Annotated in this window: 17 protein-coding genes; 14 read left to right on the top strand and 3 right to left on the bottom strand. The window is 62.3% G+C overall.

The features are described 5' to 3' along the window. Positions 1–91: 91 nt before the first annotated feature. The 14 genes from LB524_RS00770 to LB524_RS00705 all read left to right on the top strand — a co-directional run bounded on the left by LB524_RS00770 (position 92) and on the right by LB524_RS00705 (position 17,462). Positions 92–2,581, top strand: coding sequence for a mechanosensitive ion channel family protein (locus tag LB524_RS00770; protein WP_224523167.1), 2,490 nt, complete (start codon positions 92–94; stop codon positions 2,579–2,581). 146 nt (positions 2,582–2,727) lie between these two features. Further along, positions 2,728–2,991 carry a hypothetical protein gene (locus LB524_RS00765; RefSeq protein WP_027145877.1) on the top strand — a complete coding sequence of 88 codons (264 nt, stop codon included), beginning with the start codon at positions 2,728–2,730 and terminating at the stop codon, positions 2,989–2,991. Between the two features lie 222 nt (positions 2,992–3,213). After that, positions 3,214–4,647, top strand: coding sequence for a UbiA family prenyltransferase (locus LB524_RS00760; protein WP_140873511.1), 1,434 nt, complete (start codon positions 3,214–3,216; stop codon positions 4,645–4,647). A 2-nt stretch (positions 4,648–4,649) separates the two neighbouring features. Then, entirely contained in the window at positions 4,650–5,999 is a 1,350-nt protein-coding gene (locus LB524_RS00755; protein ID WP_140873513.1) for an FAD-dependent oxidoreductase, read from the top strand. Positions 6,000–6,121: 122 nt separating this feature from the next. Further along, positions 6,122–6,556, top strand: a complete 435-nt coding sequence (locus LB524_RS00750) for an EamA family transporter (protein WP_015317404.1) — start codon at positions 6,122–6,124, stop codon at positions 6,554–6,556. Further along, the gene (locus tag LB524_RS00745) at positions 6,553–7,560 is read left to right on the top strand and encodes an NAD-dependent epimerase/dehydratase family protein (protein WP_224523164.1); all 1,008 of its coding nucleotides are present in this window, start codon (positions 6,553–6,555) and stop codon (positions 7,558–7,560) included. The genes LB524_RS00750 and LB524_RS00745 overlap by 4 nt, the downstream gene beginning before the upstream one ends. Before the next feature lie 60 nt (positions 7,561–7,620). After that, a complete protein-coding gene (locus tag LB524_RS00740; protein ID WP_224523163.1) occupies positions 7,621–9,093 on the top strand; it encodes an aspartate aminotransferase family protein in 1,473 nt (490 codons plus the stop codon). A 22-nt stretch (positions 9,094–9,115) separates the two neighbouring features. After that, positions 9,116–10,348, top strand: coding sequence for a hypothetical protein (locus LB524_RS00735; protein WP_224523161.1), 1,233 nt, complete (start codon positions 9,116–9,118; stop codon positions 10,346–10,348). Beyond that, positions 10,345–11,103: an FkbM family methyltransferase gene (locus tag LB524_RS00730; protein WP_015317408.1), complete on the top strand. Its 759-nt coding sequence runs from the start codon at positions 10,345–10,347 to the stop codon at positions 11,101–11,103. Before LB524_RS00735 ends, LB524_RS00730 begins: the two co-directional genes overlap by 4 nt. 151 nt (positions 11,104–11,254) lie before the next feature. Then, positions 11,255–13,816, top strand: a complete 2,562-nt coding sequence (locus LB524_RS00725) for an FAD-dependent oxidoreductase (protein WP_224523160.1) — start codon at positions 11,255–11,257, stop codon at positions 13,814–13,816. Positions 13,817–13,912: 96 nt separating this feature from the next. Further along, the gene (locus LB524_RS00720) at positions 13,913–14,761 is read left to right on the top strand and encodes a DUF1194 domain-containing protein (RefSeq protein ID WP_224523159.1); all 849 of its coding nucleotides are present in this window, start codon (positions 13,913–13,915) and stop codon (positions 14,759–14,761) included. 114 nt (positions 14,762–14,875) lie between these two features. Then, positions 14,876–15,826, top strand: a complete 951-nt coding sequence (locus LB524_RS00715; RefSeq protein ID WP_224523158.1) for an ABC transporter substrate-binding protein — start codon at positions 14,876–14,878, stop codon at positions 15,824–15,826. A 68-nt stretch (positions 15,827–15,894) separates the two neighbouring features. Beyond that, positions 15,895–16,668 carry an ABC transporter permease gene (locus LB524_RS00710; protein ID WP_015317412.1) on the top strand — a complete coding sequence of 258 codons (774 nt, stop codon included), beginning with the start codon at positions 15,895–15,897 and terminating at the stop codon, positions 16,666–16,668. Next, the gene (locus LB524_RS00705; protein ID WP_140714835.1) at positions 16,665–17,462 is read left to right on the top strand and encodes an ABC transporter ATP-binding protein; all 798 of its coding nucleotides are present in this window, start codon (positions 16,665–16,667) and stop codon (positions 17,460–17,462) included. The genes LB524_RS00710 and LB524_RS00705 overlap by 4 nt, the downstream gene beginning before the upstream one ends. 6 nt (positions 17,463–17,468) lie before the next feature. On the opposite strand, the gene LB524_RS00700 is transcribed toward LB524_RS00705, so the two are convergent. The 3 genes from LB524_RS00700 to LB524_RS00695 all read right to left on the bottom strand — a co-directional run bounded on the left by LB524_RS00700 (position 17,469) and on the right by LB524_RS00695 (position 19,582). Further along, the gene (locus LB524_RS00700) at positions 17,469–18,482 is read right to left on the bottom strand and encodes a GlxA family transcriptional regulator (protein ID WP_263484891.1); all 1,014 of its coding nucleotides are present in this window, start codon (positions 18,480–18,482) and stop codon (positions 17,469–17,471) included. Positions 18,483–18,810: 328 nt separating this feature from the next. Next, a complete protein-coding gene (locus tag LB524_RS28755; RefSeq protein WP_013894968.1) occupies positions 18,811–18,945 on the bottom strand; it encodes a hypothetical protein in 135 nt (44 codons plus the stop codon). A gap of 451 nt (positions 18,946–19,396) precedes the next feature. Beyond that, positions 19,397–19,582 carry a hypothetical protein gene (locus LB524_RS00695; RefSeq protein WP_140615918.1) on the bottom strand — a complete coding sequence of 62 codons (186 nt, stop codon included), beginning with the start codon at positions 19,580–19,582 and terminating at the stop codon, positions 19,397–19,399. Positions 19,583–19,766 lie beyond the last annotated feature (184 nt).

Genomic DNA, 19,766 nt, shown 5'->3' with positions numbered 1-19,766 from the left:
ATCGTCGCGGTGACTTGCCCCATGATATGGCCGTCTTTATCAAGGACAGGCTTTTTGAATGCCTTTGCCGTCCGCGAGTCGCCAATCCATCATGTTTTTTCGATTGCTTCGCCTCATCCTGGTCCTGGCGCTTGTCGTTTCGGCGCCGCTGTCGTTCGAGGCGGCGGCGCAAGGCGTTGGCCAGGCGCCCGCCGGACTGGTCGCCGATCAGCAAAAGATCATTCAAGGCCTGACGACCAAGACCGACAATTTCGAGAAGCAGATACAGCAGGATGGCGAGGACGACAGCAACCTTGTCGACATCCGCCTGCAACTCGAGGAATTGTCACGGCAATCGCTGACCAGCGCGCTGGCGTTCCGCACACGCCTGGGCGAAATCAACAGCAGGCTCGAACAGCTCGGGCCGCCACCCGCCGCCGGCCAACCGGCTGAGCCCGACATCGTCAGCGCCGAACGCGAGGGGCTGACGTCCGAAAAGGCCGAGATCAACGCGGTCATTGCGCAAGCTCAATCCTTGTCGATCCGCATCAGCGGGCTGATCGACAAGATCGGCAACATGCGCAGCGCGCTGTTCCGCAATCTTTTGACCAAGCGCTACGTGCTCTCGGACGCGCTGAGCCCGCAGGTGTTTTCCGACGCGCGCGACGAGTTCGGCAATTTCTACAAGGCGGTGTCGTCCTGGCTGAGCTTCGCCATCAAGTTCAAGTTTCAGGCTATCCTGGCCGCCACCTTCGTGGCGCTCGGCCTGGCGCTGGTGCTGCTGGTCGGCGGGAGGCGCCTGTTCGGGCGGGTGTTCGAGGCCGATCCGGCCAATGAGGACCCATCCTATCTCAGCCGACTGTCCGTGGCCTTCTGGTCGACCTTGCTGCCGACGCTGGCTGTCGCCGCCTTTCTCGGCTCGACGATCTTCTTTTTCAATTATTACAACGTGCTGCGCGGCGATATTGGCCTCTTCCTCAATGCGTTGGCCACGGTCATCGGCGTGGTGTTCTGTGTCAATCGGCTGACCAACGCTGCACTCGAGCCGCGTTTGCCCAACTGGCGGCTCATCCCCGTCGAAACCGGGCCGGCGCGCTGGCTGGTCCGGCTGACCACCGCCATGGCCGTGGTCATCAGCTTCAACACCTTCCTGTCGGTCGTGAACGACAAGATGGGGTCGCCGCTGTCGCTGACCATCGCGCGCAGTTTCGTGGCCACCATCATCGTCGGCGTCATCCTGATCCTGATGGCGATGCTGAGGCCGTTCAGGGCGCGTGACGGAAGCTGGCGCCCGTGGCCGGCGTGGCTGCGCTACACCTCGCTCGGGCTGGGGCTTTTCACCATCATCGCGGCGCTGCTCGGGTATATCGGCCTTGCCCTGTTCGTCTCGCTGCAAGTCGTGGTCACCGGCACCGCGCTGATAACGGCCTATATCGGCTTCCTGTCGGCGCAGGCGATCGGCGAGGAGGGCGCTTTCGCCAACACCTCGGTCGGGCGTTGGCTGTCGGCCAATTCCAGCTATGAAGATACCGCACTCGACCAGCTCGGTCTTGTCGTCAGCATCGCCATCAACGTGATGATCGTGCTGGTGTTTTTGCCGTTGATCCTTTTGATGTGGGGCTTCCAGCTCGGCGATATCGAGGCCTGGGCGTACAAGCTCGCAACCGGAATCAATATCGGTTCGGTGACCATTTCGGTCACTGGCATCCTGTCGGGCATCGTCGTCTTCGTCATCGGCTATTTCCTGACGCGCTGGTTCCAGGGCTGGCTAGACGGCTCGGTCATGGCGCGCGGCAAGGTCGACACCGGTGTGCGCAACTCGATCCGGCTGGCGGTCGGCTATGCCGGCGTTGCGCTCGCCGCGCTGGTCGGCATCTCGGCGGCCGGCATCGACCTCTCCAGCCTGGCACTGGTCGCGGGTGCGCTTTCCCTCGGTATCGGCTTTGGCCTGCAGAATGTGGTGTCGAATTTCGTCTCCGGCCTGATCCTTCTGGCCGAGCGGCCGTTCAAGGTCGGCGACTGGATCGTGGCCGGCGACGTCAGCGGCACGGTCAAGAAGATCAGCGTGCGTGCCACGGAGATCGAGACTTTTCAGCGGCAGTCGGTGATCCTGCCCAATTCGAACCTGATCAACAACGCCGTCGGCAACTGGACGCACCGCAACAAGCTCGGCCGCATCGACATCAAGGTGGGCGTCGCCTATGGCAGCGACGTCAAGCAGGTCCACGCGGTGCTGCTGGATATCGCGCGCAGCCATCCGCTGGTGCTGAAGAACCCCGAGCCTTTCGTCTTGTTTTCCAATTTTGGACCCGCCGCGCTCGAATTCGAGATCCGCGTGTTCCTGGCCGATGTGATGAACGGCAACATCGTGCAGAACGACGTCCGCTTCACCGTGCTGGAAAGATTCGACGACCAGCACATTGAAATCCCGTCCACGCCGCGCGCGGTCGTCGAGGCCAAGAAGCACGTGGCATGGCCGACCGACGACGACAAGATCGAGGCCGATTTCGCCGAACGGGAAGAGGCCAAGGCGCAAGCCGAGGCGGACGCAAAGCGTCAGGCCAAATCAAGCCGCAAGACACGCAAGCCAGATCCGGATTAGATTGGAGATTGCATGTCGGCATGCCAATTGCGGCATGAATGCGGCATTCAGTTGCGGTTCAGCTTCCATCTCATATAAGCTCCAATGCAAAGGCGAGAATGCCTTGTGGAAATGCAACAGAGGCGGTGGGAACACCGATATTGCAAATGTGGAAGTCTCTCGTCGCTGCCGTGGCCTTGCTCGCCGTGAGCGGCTCGGCCCATGCCGCTAGCGCGGTCAACAAGGACGCCGAGACGCGCACGCTGGTCGTGACCGAGGGCGGCAGCAAGACCGAGCTTGCGCTGGCTGGCGGTGAAACCGTCGAGTTCTGCCAGAATGGCTGTTTTGTCACCTTGCCCAATGGCGACCTTGAAGCCCTGACCGGTTCGGAAACCGTCGAGATTTCAGGCGGCGTCGCCCGCATCAAGTAATCTCGGTGTGATGATTGGAAAGGCCGGGCGTTTGCTCGGCCTTTTATTGTTCCCGGTAGCTGTTGTTTAACAATGACGATGGAAATACCGCGGCGGCAGCCCTTTGCAACCGTACGTTTTAATGTTCGCTAGGCGATCCCCGCTATACCAGCATCAAGACGCCGAATACGGCGCTCAACGGGTTCCGGTTTCCGGATCAGACGCTGGCAGGGCAGGACGGGCATGGACGCGCGGTCGGACAGGAACGCAATACCGCTTGCGGTCGATCTCGACGGCACGCTGATCGCGACGGACCTTTTGTGGGAAGGATTGTTCATCCTCCTCAAGAAGAACCCGCTCTATTTCTTCCTGGTGCCTTTCTGGGCGGCCGGCGGACCGGCGCGGCTGAAGCAGGCGATCGCCCAACGCATCGACATCGACCCCGCCACGCTGCCCTATCGGGCGCCCCTGCTCGACCGGCTCCGCACCGAGCACGCCGAAGGCCGCAAGCTCGTGCTGGCCACCGGCACGCCGCGCAAGTTCGCCGACGCCATTGCTGTCCATCTCGGCATTTTCGACCGGGTACTGGCCACCGAGGGTCTCGACAATCTCACTTCGGGAAAGAAGCGAGCCTCGCTCCTTGCGGCCTATGGCGATGCCGGTTTCGACTATGCCGGCAACAGCCGCCACGACCTCCAGGTCTTCGACGCGGCACGCAGCGCGATCGTGGTGGCGCCGGACCGTCATGCCGCGCGCTGGCAGGCGGCGCATGGCGCCGAAACGATGCCGGCGCCCAAGCCGACGTTGCGGACCATCGTCAAGATGCTGCGCGTCCACCAGTGGCTGAAGAATTCGCTGATCGCCGTGCCGATGATGCTGTCGCACGAATATTTCAATTCCAACATGATCTGGGAATGCCTGCTGGCGTTCATCGCGTTCAGCGCGGTGGCGTCGGCGATCTATATCCTCAATGATTTCTTCGACCTTGCGCTCGACCGCAAGCATCTGACCAAGCGCAACAGGCCGTTCGCCAGCGGTGCGCTGTCTATTCCGTTCGGCCTTGGCGCAATCGCGGTGCTGCTGGCGATCGGCGTCGGCACCGGGCTGTTCCTGTCGCCTGAATTCCTGGCTGTGCTCGGCGGCTACATGGTCGTTACCACGGCCTATTCGCTGTCGTTCAAGCGCATGCTTCTGGTCGACGTGCTGACGCTTGCCGGCCTCTACACCATTCGTGTGCTGGCCGGCGCGGCCGCCACGGGCGTCGACGTCTCGTTCTGGCTGCTCGCCTTCTCGATCTTCTTCTTCCTGTCGCTGGCACTGGTGAAGCGCTTTGTCGAATTGCGCACCACGGCCATTCCGCCCGGCGAACGCATTGCCGGCCGCGGCTATCGCACCGAAGACCAGGAGATTGTCGCCCAGGCCGGCATGGCTTCGGCGTTCTCCTCGGCGCTGGTGCTGGCGCTCTACATGGACAGCGTCGCGGTGCGCGAACTCTATCCGCATCCCTGGCTGATCTGGCCGCTGGCGCCGATCGTGCTTTATCTCACCATGCGTGTCTGGATCCTGGCGCGCCGCGACGAAATGCACGACGACCCGGTCGTCTTCATCATTCGCGACTGGCGCAGCCAGATCGTGGTGGCGATCGGCGCGGTGCTGCTGGTCATCGGAGGCTGGTAGGCATGGCAGAACGCTTCCAGAGCTTTGGCCTTGCCACGCCGCCAGCGGCAAGGGCGATCCACGCCGATGACGCCATTGCGCTGCTGAAGGGCGGCCAGGCCAGGCAAGCGTCGCTGCTTGCCTATGGCAACGGCCGATCCTACGGCGATTCCTGCCAGAACCAGCTCGGCACCGTCATCGACATGCGGCCCCTGAACCGCATTCGCGGCTTCAACGCCGAGAGCGGTCTGCTCGAAGCGGATGCCGGGGTGCTGCTCGCGGATGTCATTGCATATGCCGCGCCTCACGGCTTCTTCCCGGCGGTGGTGCCCGGCACACAATTCGTCACGCTCGGCGGCGCCATTGCCAACGATGTCCATGGCAAGAACCATCACCGGCGCGGTACGTTCGGTTGCCATGTGGAAAGTTTCACGCTGCTTCGGTCGGATGGACACAGCTATCGCTGCTCTGCGACCGACAATCCGCGCCTGTTTCGAGCGACCATCGGCGGCATGGGGCTCACCGGCCTGATCCTCTCGGCTTCGATCCGGCTGATGCGGGTTCCGTCGCTCGATATCGTGGAAAAGACGACGCGGTTTCGCGACCTCCGCGAATATTTCGACCTTGCCGAAGCGGCGGACCAGGCCAATGAATATGCCGTCGCCTGGATCGACCAGCTCGCCGGTGGCCGCAACAGCGGACGGGGGCTACTGTTTACCGGCAACCACGCCGAGCACGGCTCGCACGCGGCCGCGCGTGCGAGCGCGAAATTCTCCGTTCCGCTCCAGCCGCCTTTCAACGTGCTCAGCCGGCCGTTCCTGACCGCTTTCAACGCCGCCTACAGGTGGAAAAAGGGGCAGGCCAAGGTGCCGCGCCAGGTCGAATACCAGGGCTTCTTCTTCCCTCTCGACGGTGTGCGCGACTGGAACAGGCTCTATGGACCGAAGGGGCTGTTCCAGCATCAGAGCGTGGTCCCGGAAGGGGCCGCGCGCGCAATCGTGCCGGCACTGCTCGCGGCGGCCAGGCAGGCCGGGCAGGGGTCGTTCCTCACCGTCTTGAAGCGCTTCGGTGGGGTCCGCTCGCCGGCGCTGCTGTCGTTCCCTCGTCCGGGTTACACGCTGACGCTGGACTTCCCCAACAGGGGAGCGGCGACACTTGCCCTGCTCGACGAACTCGACCGCATGACGATCGCGGCTGGTGGGGCGGTCAACCCTTACAAGGATGCGCGCATGAGTGCTGCAACCTTCGTTGCTTCGTTCCCGGAGTGGCCGAGGCTGGAAGCGCTGCGCGATCCCGCCTTCATGTCCGACTTCTGGGCGCGCACGGCCGGGATTGTCGACCTGCCGCGGCGCGATGCAGAGGCAGCCGAATAGGTAAACTTAGAATGAATCGTGGTTTACGAAGGTTTAACATCCAGGTTTACCCAAAAATGTCTTGTGGGTTCACGAAATCTTTTCAGATTTGTATTAGCTGATATCACAGGGTGGCGGGCTACATGAAATATATCGTCTTCATTTTGTTTACGGTTATGACAAATGCTGCTGCGCAGCTGATGCTGAAGCAAGGCATGATGTCGCTCGGACCGATTTCATTCGAGGGCACCAATCCGCTGATCAAGCTGTTGCAGATCGTCTTCAGCCCCTGGGTCTTCCTTGGCCTGTGCACCTTCGTCATTTCGATGGCCTCGCACCTCTACGTGCTTTCCAAGGTCGAGCTTTCCTTCGCCTATCCGTTTCTGAGCTTGGCTTACGTCGCGGTCGCGATCTTTGCCTATTTCGTCTTCCGAGAAGACCTGAATGGCTGGCGCATCGCCGGCATTGCCTGCATCTGCGTCGGCACGGTGCTGATCGCGCAAAGTGGGCGAGGGCATGAAGATCAGAGCGCTTCCATCACGCCCGACAAGATACAAGCAAACGAGATCGTTCGATGAGACATGTGATTTTCGGGGGTGACGGCTTTGTTGGCCGTCACCTAGCGCCGAAGCTTGTGGCCGACGGTGAAGAGGTTGTCGTCGCCGACATCGTCAGGAGCGACCTTGCGCATTACCGCACTGTCCGCTTCATCAAGTGCGACGTCACCGACCAAGGCTCGGTTGCCGCGGTCGGGCTGAAGGCCGACGACATGGTCTACAATTTGTCGGCCAAGATGCTGTCGCCGATCCAGGTGCGGGCGAAGCGGCACGACTTCTTCTTTCCGGTCAATTTCCACGGCACCGAGCACATCCTGGAGGCCATGGACAAGGCTGGTGCCCCCAGGCTCGTCCACTATACGACCGACATGATCTATGGTCACACCGTCACCCAGCCGATGACCGAGGAGCACCCGGTCGCGCCGCTCGGCGAATATGGCTGGTCGAAGCAGAAGACCGAGGAACTGGCCGGCGAATGGCGCAAGCGCGGCATGTCGATCTCGCTGTTTCGCCCGCGCCTGATCATCGGCCCCGGCCGGCTCGGCATCCTCGAAAAGCTGTTCAAGCTGATCGACTGGAACTTTCCCGTGCCGATGATCGGTTCGGGCCGCAACCCTTATCAGTTCATCTCGGTGTTCGACTGCGCGGAGGCGGCGCGCGCCGCGTGGAAGGCCGGTGTGCCCAACGAGGCCTATAATCTCGGGTCGCTCAATCCGCCGCCGGTGAAGAAATTGCTTGGGGACCTGATCCGGCATGCCGGCTCGAAGTCGATCCTGATGCCTACCCCGGGCTGGGCGGTCAAGCGCACGCTCGACCTGCTCGACCTCTTCAACATGCCGATCATGGATCCGGAGCAATATCTGATCGCCGACGAGGACTGTGTGCTCGACGTGTCCAAGGCCGAACGGCAGCTCGGCTGGGTGCCGCAATACCGCGACGAAGACATGCTGATCGCCGCCTACAGCGAATACCGCGCCAAGAAGGCCGGGCCCGCCGTCGCCACCAAACATGTCCCCGCCGAATAGGGGCGCGCCGAACAGTTTATTGCGCACGACGCTAGCCGCGGGCGCGAACAGGAGATTGAAATGACCGTCATGGCCAAGCCGGAACAGACGAATACGCGCACCCTGGTCAGCGCGCCGACACTGTCGCCCGCCACCACCGCCAAGCCCGACCTGATCAGCGTCGAGCAGGCCAAGGCGATGGATGTCGCGGGGATGACCGGCCTGTTCAAGGCGCATCTCAACCCCGGCCAGCTGCATTTCATGAAGCTGCTCGGCTTCCACAAGATCAAGATCGAACGTGCAGAGGGCATGTTCTACATCGACCAGAACGGCCGCAAGATCCTCGATTTCTTCGGCGGCTTCGGGTCGCTGGCCTTCGGCCACAACCATCCGCGCATTCTGGAAGTGCGCAAGAAATTCCAGGAGGAAAAGCGGCAGGAAATCGCCATCGCCTTCATGTCGCAATATGCCGCCGCTTTGGCGCACAACATCGCCAAATGTTCGCCTGGCGATCTCGACATGGTGTTTTTGGGCTCGTCCGGCTCGGAAGCAATGGAAGCGGCGGTGAAGCTTGCCGAGCGTGCCGCCGGCCCGAAGCGGCCGAAAATCGTCTATGCCGAGAATTCATTCCACGGCAAGACCAAGGGTGTGCTGGGCATCACCGACGGCCAGCTCTACCGCGCCGACTTCAGGATGGCCGACAATACCGTGCGCATTCCCTTTGCCGATATCGAGGCCGTCGAGCGCCTGTTCCGCTCCGATCCGGAGATCGGCGTCATCGTGCTGGAAACCATCCAGGGCGGCGGTGGCATCATCCAGGCGCCGACTGAATACTGGCAGAAGCTGCGGGCGCTGTGCGACCAGTACGGCGTGCTGTGGGTCGCCGACGAAGTGCAGTGCGGCTATGGCCGCTCGGGCCGCTTCTATGCCTTTGAGCATCATGGCGTCGTGCCCGATGTGACGGCACTGGCCAAATCGCTGGGCGCCGGCAAGGCTGCTGTCGGCGCGATGATTGCGCGCCGCGAAATCTACATGAAGGCCTACGGCACGCCGAAGACGGCGATGATCCATGCCATGGCCACTTTCGGTGGCATGGGCGAGGCGTGTGCCACGGCGATCGAGGGCATCAACGTGCTTTACGACGAGGGGCTGATCGACAACGCCGCCGTCACCGGCGAGTACCTGCTGCAGCGGCTGCAGGCACTCAGGGAAAAATACCCGAAGATCATCAAGGACGTGCGCGGCAAGGGTTTTATGGTCGGGCTGGAGTTTCACGACTTCTCGCAGACCTTGCCGATGGTGCTGCGCCCCATCGTCAGCGTGCTCGACGAGAAGCTGAAGGGTTCGCTGTCCGGTTTTGTCGGCGCGCTGCTGCTGCGCGACTACGACGTGCTCGTCGCCTTCACCGAATACAACCGCAACGTCATCCGGCTCGAGCCGCCGCTGATCTGCCAGCGCGAGCATGTCGACCGCTTCGTCGATGCCTTCGACAGTCTCTTGGCGCGTGGCATCGTGGCGATCGTGAAGGATTTCGTCAAAAGCCAAGTCCGTTGAAACGAACGTTCGCCGAGAAGACATGCTGACCAAGTCGCCCGCTCCGCAAAGTCCACTCGACCGGCTCGCCGAGGCCGGTCTGGCGTGGGGCGAGGGGACCTATGCGCGGCTGGCGGCTCCGATCGGTGCGGCTGCCTTCGCCCTCTATATGCTTTTGACGGCGTTCACGGCCTGGGTGATGCCCGACGCCAACTGGGACATGCTGCCCTATCTCGCCATGTCGGAGGAGGGCACCTACCCCGATGCGCAGGCACTGCATGACTATGCCTACAACACCGTCAAATCGGGTGTCTCGGCCGGCGATTACAAGGCGCTGACCGACGATGGCGGCGGCTTCCGCAGCCACATGACGCAGAACGCCGCCGACTTCCATTCGTTGCTCGGCATGTACCGGATCAAGTTCCTCTATGCCGAAATCCTGTCGACGCTGAGTTCCGTCATGTCGCCGGTCGAAGCGATGCGACTGGTGCAGGTGTTTTCGGTCCTGCTGTTCGGCGCAATCACGCTGCTCTGGCTGCGCGGGGAAAAGGCATTGGCGTTGGCACCGGTGGTCGGCGCGGTGCTGATCATGGCCGATTTCGGCGACGCCGCGCGCGCTTCGACACCGGACCTGCTTACCTCGGCGCTGCTGCTAGGCGGTCTCTTCGCTTATGTCCGAGGCCGCGAGGTGGCGACGGCGATCCTGCTCTTCCTCGCCTTCATGGTGCGGCCGGACAACATAGTTTTCCTTGCCGTTTTCGCAGTGCTGCTGGTCCTGTTCCGGCAGAAGGCCTGGGGCGTGCTGGTCGGCTTTGCCGCTTCGCTCGCCGCGTATTTCGCCATTTCGCACTGGGCCCATCATCCCGGCTGGTGGCCGCATCTGTGGTTTTCCAGCATCGGGCAGCACTACAATATGGACGGGTTCGAGCCGGCTTTTTCCGTCACCGCTTATCTCCGGGCGTTTGCCGCCTCGCTGCTGCGCGCCATCAACCTGAACAGCTGGGTCGGGGTCTCGGTTCTGGCGCTGGCCGGGTGGTTTGCGGCCGACCGCGCCGGCTTCAGGCTCGGCCGCCGCGCGGGCATTCTGTTTGCTGCGCTGGTGCTCGGTGCGCTCGCCAAATTCAGCGTCTTCCCGATCCACGACACGCGCATTTATTTCCCGCATCTGATCCCGCCATTCCTGCTGCTGGCCCCCCCCTTCATGGCGTTGTGGGCGGCGGTCACCGGCGGCCAGCACCGCGCCGCCCTGCACGTCATACCAGGAGACAAATCATGAGTTCAGTTTCCAACCTGGCGCGCATTGCCCTGTCGCTCGGCCTTCCCGCCGGCCTGCTCGATCGCGGGCCGTCGCTGCGCGGCACCAAGTTCCTCGCCAAGGCGGCGCTGAAGGCACGCTTCAGTGATAGCGGCCGGCCATTCCAGATGGTCAATGTCGGCGCCTGCGATGGCGCGCTGTTCGATGACGTGACGCCTTGGCTGCACCGCATTCCAAAGGCCCGCGCCATGCTGGTCGAGCCGATCCCGTACAACCAGAAACGGCTGCGCGCCAATTACCCTGACACGGACCGCTTCGTCATAGAACCCGTCGCGGTGACGAGAACTAAAGGCACGATCACGGTCCACACCTTTGACGCTGCCGCACTCGAAGCCGGCACGCTGCCGATCGAGTTCATCGGCTGCTCGTCGGTGACCGACACCAACCTGATGTCGGGCAAGAATGCCTGGGGCGAGGCCGACGCCAATTTCAACAAGTTCGCGCCGCATCTGAAAGACATCGAGGTGCCGTCGGAGACCTTGCAGACATTGCTCGACCGCAACGGCATCACCCATATCGACGCCTTCCTCGTCGATTGTGAAGGCGCCGACTGGATCGTGTTCGAGCAGCTCGACCTCAAGCGCTATCGTCCCGGCATGATCAAGGTCGAGGTTGGTGCGCTGCCCGCGCCGGAGATCGGACAGGTCGTGGTCAAGCTGAAGACGGCGGGCTATCAGGTCGGCTTCCAGGCCGAGGACGTCTGGGCTTTCGCCTGACGGGTAGATGTTTTCCTGATTTGGGGAGGGGTCGCGCGGCATCCGAGGCGTGTCGCAAACAGGCGGTAGCGCCGTCCCCGTCGCCTGCATATTGTGCGCCGATCAGACGGGCGCCGACGCCGCCCGCAACAGCATTCTGGAGTCGCGGGCAATGGCAGAGTTTCCGAAAAAGGCGAAGGTCGTCATCATTGGCCTCGGCGGCATTGTCGGCGCATCGATCGCCCATCATCTGATCGAGCGCGGCTGGGACGACATTGTCGGCATCGACAAGTCGGGCATCCCGACCGATATCGGCTCGACCGCGCACGCTTCCGACTTTTGCTACACCACCAGCCACGATTTCCTGTCGTGCTGGACGACGCTCTATTCCATCGATTTCTACGAGAAGATGGGTCATTACGCGCGCGTCGGCGGCCTCGAGGTCGCCCGTGTCGGCGACGACGGCCGCATGGATGAGATCAAGCGAAAGATCGCCTCGGCCAAGGCTTTCGGGACGCGCGCCCGTTTGATCGACCCCGCCGAGATCAAGGAAAAATTCCCGCTCATCGAACAGGATCTGGTGCAGGGCGGCCTGTGGGATCCGGACGCAGGCCTCGTCATTCCGCGCTCGCAGACCGTTGCCGGCAAGCTGGTCGACCAGGCGGAAGCGTCCGGCAAGCTCAAATCCTTCGCCAACACGCCGGCGAAGTCGCTCGTGGTCAAGGACGGCCGCATCAGTGCCGTGGTGACCGACCGCGGCACGATCGAGGCCGACTATGTCATCGTCTGCGCCGGCATCTGGGGCCGGCTGATCGCCGAGATGGTCGGCGAGGACCTGCCGGTCATGCCGATTGACCATCCGCTGACCTTCTTCGGCCCGTATACCGAGTTCGCCGGCACCGGCAAGGAGATCGGTTGGCCTCTGCTGCGCGACCAGGGCAACTCGGCCTATATGCGCGACACCGGCGACCCCAAGACCGCCGAGGGCGGCCAGATCGAATGGGGTTACTACGAAGAGACCAATCCGCGCCTCTGCCATCCGCGCGACCTGCTGGAGAAGGACCAGGCACGACTGTCGCCGTCGCAGCGCGATCTCGACATGGAGCAGATCCTGGCGCCGCTCGAACGCGCCATGGAACTGACGCCGATCCTGGGCGAACTCGGCTATAACGAGAGCCATTCCTTCAACGGGCTGCTGCAGGTGACGGCCGATGGCGGCCCGTCCATGGGCGAGAGCCAGAAGGTGAGGGGCCTGTGGTACGCCGTCGCCATCTGGGTCAAGGACGGCCCTGGCATGGGCAAGCTGATCGCCGACTGGATGACGGATGGCCGCACCGCGATCGACCACCACGCCATCGACTATGCGCGCTTCTATCCGCACCAGACCAAGGAACAATTCATCTGGGATCGCTGCACCGAGACGGCGATGAAGGTCTACAACCCGGCGGTGCATCCGCGCGAACCCTTCTCCAAGGCCCGCAACATCAGGCGCTCGCCGTTCTGGGAGCGTGAAAAGGAACTCGGCGGTTATTTCATGGAGCTGGGCGGCTGGGAGCGTGCGCACGGCTATGCCGCCAACGAGCATCTGCTTGAGAAGTATGGAAACCGCGTGCCGGTGCGCGAGAACGAATGGGACAACCGCCATTTCTGGCGCGTCTCCAACGCCGAGCATCTGGCGATGAGCGAGGATTGCGGTATCGTCAACCTCTCGCATTTCTCGATGTATGACATCGAAGGACCCGACCATGTCGCGCTGCTGGAATGGCTGTGCGCGGCCAAGATCGGCGGCGACAACAACATCGGCAAGGGCATCTACACCCACTTCCTCGATGAGCAAGGCATGGTGCGCGCCGACTTCACGGTGATCCGCATGGCCGACCGCTGTCGGCTGATCGACGGCGCCGACGCCGGGCCGCGCGACTACCAGTACATGCGCCGCACGGCCCAGGACAAGGGGTTCGACGTCACCATCACCGACGTGACCGAGAAGTACGTCACCATCGGCATCTGGGGGCCGAATGCCCGCACGACGTTGCAAAAGGTGGTCGAGAACCCGGATGGGCTTTCGCCGGAGAATTTTCCGTTCGCGGCGATCAAGCCGGTCCGGATCGGCGGCAAGGACGTTACGGCGTTCCGTATTTCCTATGTCGGCGAGCAGGGCTGGGAACTGCATATGCGCTACGAGGATGGTCTCGCCGTCTGGGACGCGCTGCGCTCCACCGGTGTCATGCCATTCGGCGTCGAGACCTACGCCAATACGCGCCGCATGGAGAAGAGCCTGCGGCTGCAGAACGCCGACCTCTTGACCGAGTATAATCTGCTGGAAGCCGATCTCGCCCGCCCGAAGGTCAAGGAGAACGATTTCTGCGGCAAGGCCAAGCACTTGGAGTATCGTGAGCGCGCGCACCAGCCGGCGATGCTATGCACGCTGGTGATGACCGAGAACAGGGATTCCAGGGGTGTCGCCCGCTATCCCGTCGGCATCATGCCGGTGATGGACCCCGAGAGCGGGGAAACACTGGTCGACGAACTCGGCCGCCGGTCGTTCACCACCTCGGTGGCCTATGGTCCGACCATCGGCAAGAACATCGCGCTCGCCTATCTGCCCTGGGCCTATGCCCAGGAAGGCCGCAAGCTCGACGTGGAGTATTTTGGCGAGACCTATCCGGTCGAGGTCGCCAGCGTCGGCTACAAGCCGCTTTACGACCCGGAGAATCTCAAGCCGCGGAGCTGAGCCTTCCGCCAAGAATCTCGCGCGTGTTTTGGATGAGCCCGGCCCAGGTCGGGCTTTTCTCTTTTTCAGCTGTCGATTCTGGCTTACCCTCGCGGCATGTCTGGTTTTGGCACTGCAAGACATCTGCTTTCGAGCGTCGTCGCGCTGGCGCTGACGCTCTGGCCGACGACAATGTCTCGCGCAGACGAGCCGGTGGATGTCGAACTGGTGCTGGCGGTGGACGTGTCGCTGTCGATGTCGGCCGACGAGCTCGAGATCCAGCGTCATGGCTACGCGGCGGCGCTGACGCACGACAATGTGCTGCAGGCGATTACCGATGGCGCCTATGGCAAGATCGCCGTCACCTATGTCGAATGGGCCGGCACCAACTGGCAACGCGTCATCGTGCCGTGGACAGCGATCGCGACCCGGGCCGATGCGGAGCGGGTGGTGGCGCAATTGTCGGCTCAGCCGCCCAACAGCGCGCGGCGCACCTCGATCTCCGGCGCGCTGGAGTTCGGCAGCGACCTTTTCGCCGAAAGCGGCTACCAGGGAACCAAGCGCGTCATCGACATTTCGGGCGACGGGCCAAACAACCAGGGCGCGCCGGTCAATCTCGCCCGCGACGGGGCGGTCAGGCAAGGCATAGTCATCAACGGCCTGCCGCTGATGACCCGAGGCGGCTTTTCCGGCGTCTATGACGTCAACGATCTCGATCGCTACTACAGCGACTGCGTCATCGGCGGTCCCGGCGCCTTCATGATCCCGGTCAACGACTGGACGCAATTTCCCGAAGCCATCCGCCGCAAGCTGGTGCTGGAGCTTGCCGGCCCGGCGTCACGGCAATGGGCGGCGGAGGAGGCGGATCATCCGCCAGTGGTGCTGGCGCAGGACAAGCCCATCGCCGACTGCCAGGTCGGCGAGAAAATGTGGCGCAACCGCAACTGGATGCCCGACGCCAGATAGCGCAATCCCAAGCCGGGTTGCCGGCTGCTTTGCGCGCAAACACGGTCCTGTTGATTGACAAGCCCGTCGGCCTCTGTGAACAATTTCCCGCAGAAAAACAAAAGGGGAACCGATATGAACAGAATAGTCGTCCTTGCCGCGACATTGACACTTGCCGCGGGCTTGTCCGCGCCGGCGATGGCCGCCACATCGCTCACCATCGGCATCAGCGGATGGACCGGATTCGCGCCGCTGACACTCGCCAAGCAGGCAGGGCTGTTCGAGAAGCATGGGCTCGACGTGACCTTGAAGAAGGTGCCGCAGGCCAGCCGTCCGCTCGCCATCGCCAGCGGCGACCTGCAATGCGCCGCCACCACGGTCGAGACCTGGCTGGTCTGGAACGCCAGCGGGGTGACCACCAAGCAGATTTTCCAGCTCGACAAATCCTATGGCGCCGACGGCATCGTGGTGCGCAACGACATCAAGACGGTCGCCGATCTCAAGGGCAAGACCGTCGCTTCCTCGGCGCCTGGAACGTCGCCCTACTTCCTGCTGGCCTGGGTGCTGAACAAGAACGGCATGTCGACCAAGGATGTCACGGTCGTCAATCTCGAACCCGACGCGGCGGCGCAAGCCTTCCTCGCCGGCCAGAACGATGCGGCCGTCACCTACGAGCCCTTCATCTCGGCCGTGCGCGACAAGGCCGACCAGGGCCATATCCTGGCGACCACGCTCGACTATCCGATGGTTCTCGACACGGTCGGCTGCACGCCTGAATTCCTCAAGGCCAATCCCGACGCCGCCAAGGCGCTTGCCGACAGCTATTTCGACGCCCTCGACATGATCAAGAAGGAGCCGCAGAAATCCTATGAGATCATGGGCGCCGACGTGAAACAGTCGGCCAAGGAATTCGAGGATTCGGCAAAGTACCTGAAATGGGCCGACAAGGCCGAGAACAAGCAGTTCTTCACCAAGGAATTTCAGGACTTTTCCAAGACCGCCGGCGATCTGCTGCTGCAGATGGGGCTGATCAAGGAGGCACCCGACGTCGCCACTCTGGCCGACACCAGCGCCGTGGCGAATTGACGGTTCAACCCCTGGGCACCGTGCGGTGGCGCAGAGCGCCGCCGCCTTGCCGCTGACAAAGGACGAAGATGCGCCCCTTGCATCCTGTCTCTCCGAGCCTGCGAACAGTGCTCGGTATCTCCTTCTTCGTGCTGTTCGTGGCCTTCTGGGCTTGGATCACGCTTGGCGGCCACGTCAACCGTATCTTCCTCGCCGATCCGCTGTCGATGCTGCGGGATGGCTGGCGGCTGCTGGTCGAGGATCGTTTCTGGCTCGACATACTGATCACCATCTGGCGGGTCTTCGGCGGCTTTGTGCTGGCCTCGGTCGTCGCGGTACCGCTCGGCATCGCCATGGGCGCCTGGAAGCCGGTGGAAGCGTTTCTGGAGCCCTTCGTCTCCTTCGCCCGCTATCTGCCGGCGTCGGCCTTCATTCCGCTGCTCATCCTGTGGGCCGGCATTGGCGAGCTGGAAAAACTGCTCGTCATCTTCGTCGGCTCGGTGTTCCAGATCATCCTGATCATTGCCGTCAAGGTTGGGGCCACGCGGCGCGACCTGGTCGAGGCCGCTTATACGCTGGGCTCGACCAACAATGGCATCGTCAGGCGGGTCATCATGCCGGCCAATGCGCCCGAGATCGCCGAGACGCTACGGCTGGTGCTCGGCTGGGCATGGACCTATGTCATCGTGGCCGAATTGATCGGCTCATCGTCGGGCATCGGTTACATGATCATCAACAGCCAGTCGCGGCTGGCGACCGGGCAGATCATCTTCGGCATCATCGTCATCGGCCTGATCGGGCTGTTGTCCGATTTTGCGTTCAAGGCGTTCAACCGCTGGCTCTTTCCATGGAGCCTGGCGTGAGCAAGCTTCTTATCGAGGGTGTCTCGCGAACCTTTGCCGGCGTGCGGGGTGGAGAACCCGTCAAGGCGCTGATGCCAATCGACCTGGCGGTGGCGGCCAACGACTTCATCACCGTTTTGGGGCCGTCCGGTTGCGGAAAGTCGACACTGTTGAGGATCGTCGCCGGCTTGGAGGCGCCAAGCGAAGGCCGCGTTCGGCTAGACGGCAAGACGGTGACGCGGCCCGGGCCGGACCGCGGTATGGTCTTCCAGTCCTACACGCTGTTTCCATGGCTGACGGTCGCCGAAAACATAGGCTTCGGCCTGCGCGAACGGGGGATGGCCGAAAAGGAGCGGGACGACATTGTCGCTTCCTATGTCGATCTCGTCGGGCTGAAGGGGTTCGAGAACCATTGGCCGAAACAGCTTTCAGGGGGCATGCAGCAGCGCACGGCGATTGCCCGGGCGCTAGCCAACGATCCCGAAATCCTGTTGCTGGACGAGCCGTTCGGGGCGCTGGACAACCAGACACGCGGGCTGATGCAGGAATTGCTGCTCGGCATATGGGAACGGCGCAAGAAAACGGTGCTGTTCGTCACCCACGACATTGAGGAGGCGATCTTCATGGCCTCGCGCGTGATCGTGATGACGGCGCGGCCCGGCCGCATCAAGTCGGATGTCTCCATCGACCTGCCGCATCCCAGGCACTACACGCTGAAGACCAGTGCCGAATTCTCGGCGTTGAAGGCGCGGCTGACCGAGGACATCCGCGTCGAGGCGATGCGGACGGCGCAAGTGCGGTCGGCCGAGACCTGATCGGGATCAGGCCGCCAGCAATTGCTTGCGGTCGACGCGTTCCTGCTGCGGCGAGCGGGCGTAGAGCTCGCGGTAACATTTCGAGAAATGCGAGGCCGAGACGAAGCCGCAGGCGACCGCCACCTCGACCACCGGCAGCGACGATTGGATCAAGAGATGCCGGGCGCGGTCGAGGCGGATTTCGAGGTAGTAACGGGCAGGCGACCGTCCCATCTCGGTGCGGAACAGGCGCTCGATCTGGCGGCGCGACAGGTCGACATGGTCGGCGATCTCGATCAGCGACAGCGGCTCGGACAGATTGGCCTCCATCAGCTCGATGATGGTCAGCACTTTCGAGTTCTGCACGCCGAGGCGGGCGCGCAGCGGCAGGCGCTGGCGGTCGGTCGGACTGCGCACACGATCGGTCAGCACCTGCTCGCACACGCGGTTGACGAGGTTCTCGTCGAAATCGTCGCCGATCAGCTTCAGCATCATGTCGAGCGCGGCGGTGCCGCCGGCGCAGGTGTAGATGTTCTGGTCGATCTCGAACAGGTCGGCAAAGACATTGGCCTTCGGGAACGCTTCGGAAAAACCGGGCAGGTTTTCCCAATGGATGGCACAGCGCTTGTTGGACAGGAGCCCGGCGGCGGCGAGGATATGTGCACCGGTGCACAGGCCGCCGACGGCGACGCCGCGATTGTATTCCTCGCGCAGCCAGGCAAAGGCGGACTTGTTCTGGTAGCGCTCGACATTGGTGCCGCTGCAGACGATGGCCATATTGGGGCGATCCGGCCCCGCCATCTTCTTGCGTTCCTCCTCCAGCGAGGTGTTGACCGCACACTCGACGCCGTTCGAGGCGCGCACCGGCTTGCCGTCGATGCTGGCGAGGCGCCAGCGATAGGCCTCGTAGCCGAGCATCCGATTGGCCGAGCGCAGCGGGTCGAGCGCTGTCGCAAAAGCGATCATGGTGAAATCGGGGATAAGGAAGAACACAAACGATCGCTTGATCGGATGCTTGACGGCGTTCACGGGGAACCTCATCTGGCCATGACGCGAACAGGATGTCGCGAATAGCATAGCGTCATCAGGAAAAACCATTCCTGTCAATCGTCTAGACGGCTTTGGGAAGATTAAATTTGCGACATGGGTCGCAAATGGGCAATCGCCGCGCGGTGCTGCTCGAACCAGGCCACCGTCAGGTTGTGAAAGGCGATGGAAGCGCAACAAAATAAACGCCGCCTCGGCGGACCGAGGCGGCGGCAGTCAACCCTGAAGCCGCGGCAGGGGCGCGGCTCTGGAGGTGTCTTATATTTTCGATTTCTACGCAGTTCCGGCCGGGAAAATACGGTTTTCCTGGAACCGCGCTCGTTCAGGCGACGAAGCCGAGACGTGCCGCGGCCATGGCGCCGGTCTGGCCGGGCATGGTGTTGGCAAGACGCTGACGCTCGAGAGCGGTGGTCAGGTTCATTTCGCGGCGGGCGAAGAGGCGGGCAAAAAGCTTCATGATCATCTCCAATCGGTTGCTCGCGCATTGGCCCGAAAATCGAATTGATTTTCGGAAAGCACGATGCGCAGACTCAAAGTGTTAGAGCGTACTTTGTGCGTCCAATAGGACGCACGTCGCTCTAAACGGGTCGCCTTCGCTTGATGGAGTGGGGCAGCTCGTTTGCTGACGGTGATATAGGCTTGTGTGAGCAGGAACTAAATCGCAAAAGCGAAGCGCTTGATATGAAAAGCGACACCGGATGCGACATATTTTGGCAAGCTACGAGCAATATGCCTAGGATTTATGAATATTTACAAAGAGTTAATCAAAAAATCGAGCTGCTATGCGGCTTGCTCATATGCGCCATGCAGCGGCGGCATGGCTCATGAATTCGTTTGAATACAAATAAAATAGAGAAGGCCTGCCGGGCGGGCTGCGCGGCAGGCCTTCAGCACGGGGTACACACGATTTACTTTGCTCCAGCCCAGGATCCGACGCCGCTGCGAATGCCGGTCTTGGCGTCGGAAGCTTCCGGCCAGCCGATATCCTTCTGCAGCTCGATCGGCAGTGAACGGATGGCGCGTTCGGTCTGGTAGCGGGTGCGGGCCGCGTTGAATTCGGTCGCGATGCGGCCGAGGGACGATAGGATAGACATTTCGATCTCCTTTGCTACGGCACGGCAAGCGCCGGCAATGCGTTACGTCAGGTCTGTTTCAGCTTCATTTCACGTCGATGCAGGTCTGCGCCGTGGTCGTTTCGTGGCCGCTTTTGGCAGCATGCTGCTTCGATGGAGTTGACTATGCTCCCGGTCTGATGTTCAATCAAACGAAATGGAATGA

It is taken from the genome of Mesorhizobium sp. ESP6-5 (genome assembly GCF_020164695.1).
GTDB classification, from domain to species: domain Bacteria; phylum Pseudomonadota; class Alphaproteobacteria; order Rhizobiales; family Rhizobiaceae; genus Mesorhizobium; species Mesorhizobium australicum.
The sequence above is the reverse complement of the archived record's forward strand: the minus strand, read 5'-3'. Positions and strand labels throughout refer to the sequence as shown.

Coding starts and splice junctions, on each gene's coding strand:
- LB524_RS00700 (WP_263484891.1), bottom strand. CDS start 18,482: ATGAGGTTCCCCGTGAACGCCGTCAAGCATCCGATCAAGCGATCGTTT.
- LB524_RS00755 (WP_140873513.1), top strand. CDS start 4,650: ATGGCAGAACGCTTCCAGAGCTTTGGCCTTGCCACGCCGCCAGCGGCA.
- LB524_RS28755 (WP_013894968.1), bottom strand. CDS start 18,945: ATGAAGCTTTTTGCCCGCCTCTTCGCCCGCCGCGAAATGAACCTGACC.
- LB524_RS00715 (WP_224523158.1), top strand. CDS start 14,876: ATGAACAGAATAGTCGTCCTTGCCGCGACATTGACACTTGCCGCGGGC.
- LB524_RS00760 (WP_140873511.1), top strand. CDS start 3,214: ATGGACGCGCGGTCGGACAGGAACGCAATACCGCTTGCGGTCGATCTC.
- LB524_RS00695 (WP_140615918.1), bottom strand. CDS start 19,582: ATGTCTATCCTATCGTCCCTCGGCCGCATCGCGACCGAATTCAACGCG.
- LB524_RS00720 (WP_224523159.1), top strand. CDS start 13,913: ATGTCTGGTTTTGGCACTGCAAGACATCTGCTTTCGAGCGTCGTCGCG.
- LB524_RS00710 (WP_015317412.1), top strand. CDS start 15,895: ATGCGCCCCTTGCATCCTGTCTCTCCGAGCCTGCGAACAGTGCTCGGT.
- LB524_RS00735 (WP_224523161.1), top strand. CDS start 9,116: ATGCTGACCAAGTCGCCCGCTCCGCAAAGTCCACTCGACCGGCTCGCC.
- LB524_RS00765 (WP_027145877.1), top strand. CDS start 2,728: ATGTGGAAGTCTCTCGTCGCTGCCGTGGCCTTGCTCGCCGTGAGCGGC.
- LB524_RS00725 (WP_224523160.1), top strand. CDS start 11,255: ATGGCAGAGTTTCCGAAAAAGGCGAAGGTCGTCATCATTGGCCTCGGC.
- LB524_RS00770 (WP_224523167.1), top strand. CDS start 92: ATGTTTTTTCGATTGCTTCGCCTCATCCTGGTCCTGGCGCTTGTCGTT.
- LB524_RS00730 (WP_015317408.1), top strand. CDS start 10,345: ATGAGTTCAGTTTCCAACCTGGCGCGCATTGCCCTGTCGCTCGGCCTT.
- LB524_RS00750 (WP_015317404.1), top strand. CDS start 6,122: ATGAAATATATCGTCTTCATTTTGTTTACGGTTATGACAAATGCTGCT.
- LB524_RS00740 (WP_224523163.1), top strand. CDS start 7,621: ATGACCGTCATGGCCAAGCCGGAACAGACGAATACGCGCACCCTGGTC.
- LB524_RS00745 (WP_224523164.1), top strand. CDS start 6,553: ATGAGACATGTGATTTTCGGGGGTGACGGCTTTGTTGGCCGTCACCTA.